General features: G+C 71.6%; 2 protein-coding genes. Both read right to left on the bottom strand.

The annotated features are described in order from the left end of the window. Positions 1–182 precede the first annotated feature (182 nt). Positions 183–992 carry an EthD family reductase gene (locus AB0K60_RS37655; RefSeq protein WP_364066625.1) on the bottom strand — a complete coding sequence of 270 codons (810 nt, stop codon included), beginning with the start codon at positions 990–992 and terminating at the stop codon, positions 183–185. A 37-nt stretch (positions 993–1,029) separates the two neighbouring features. Continuing rightward, positions 1,030–1,164: zinc ribbon domain-containing protein (locus AB0K60_RS37650; RefSeq protein WP_364066623.1), on the bottom strand; the 135-nt coding region annotated here is incomplete at its 5' end.

Below are 1,164 nucleotides of genomic sequence, written 5' to 3'. Positions count from 1 at the left end.
ACCGACGAGGGCGGACGCGGCCTCCAGCTCATCGCCGCCATCGCCCAACGCTGGGGCACCCGCTACACCCCCGACGGCAAATGCATCTGGACCGAGCAGGCCCTGCCGTCCGGATGAGTCCCGCCGGCCGGGCCCCCTGGTGCCCTGGTGCGGGCGTGCGGGCCCCGGCCGGCGGGCGGAGATCAGGCGACGGTCTCGACCGGGCCGATCACGGTCGTCGCCCCCGCCATGGCGAAGTTGGCGAGGTCGGCCGTGGTCTCCTTGCCGATGTCGCTCGCCATCGCCGCGGCGAAGGCGGCCTCGTCGTCGAAGGTCAGGATCGCGACCAGGTGATAGGCGGGCTTCTGGTCCCCTCGGGGAACGGGTCGGCTGACGGTGTAGCCACGCAGACCGGGAAGCCGGGCCGCGAGCGGAGCGTGCACCTTGTCGTAGTGCGCGTCGAACGCCTCGGGGTTCTCCGGGTGGTTGTAGAGCACGGTCAACTGGAACGCCATATGTACCTCCGCAATCGTGCTGCCGACGTGATCAGCGCCCCCCATCGGACCGAGATCGCGGCGGCCTCGCGTGGTAGAACATCTCACCTCGCCCTCGGTGAAGTGAAGACGTGGGCGGCGCGTCTCCCGCGAGACGGAAGTGATTTCGGTCAGCGCGCGCGTGTGCAGCCACTCCTGCGGGTGCCAGCGCCGCCCCGCGTGCAGGGTGCGGTGGCGCAGCAGGTCGAGGCGCGGATGGTCGTCGGGCACGCCGCGCGGGCGCGTCTTCAGCCGGTCGCCCTCGATGGACAGGCCGATCGCGCGGAACCCCTCCACGATCTCGGCCAGCCGTACGCCGGCCTTGTCGTCGTCGACGGCGGCGCGGAAGCGCTCGATCTGGTCGGGGGCGGGGGTGTACCATCCGGCCGCGACGTACAGCCCGTCGGCGTCGATCTGCACGTATTGACGCGCTCCCCGGCCTGAAGGGCCGGGGTTCAGCCTGTGCCGCGCGTGCGGCACTTCTGTGGCTTCCTGTTTCACCGGGTCCTGCCCTCCGCTAGGCGGCGGGTCTTACGGTCCCTCCGCAGGCGTTTAGACTCTCCGCCCGTCCGGCGGCGAGGATGTTCCTGGCGGCGTTGACGTCCCGGTCGTGGACCGCCCCGCACGGGCAGGACCAGGCCCGGACGCTCAG

The sequence above is a fragment of the Thermopolyspora sp. NPDC052614 genome, assembly GCF_040678635.1.
In the GTDB taxonomy this organism is placed as follows: domain Bacteria; phylum Actinomycetota; class Actinomycetes; order Streptosporangiales; family Streptosporangiaceae; genus Thermopolyspora.
Note: the sequence above shows the minus strand (reverse complement) of the source record. Positions and strands in the feature narration are given on the sequence as shown.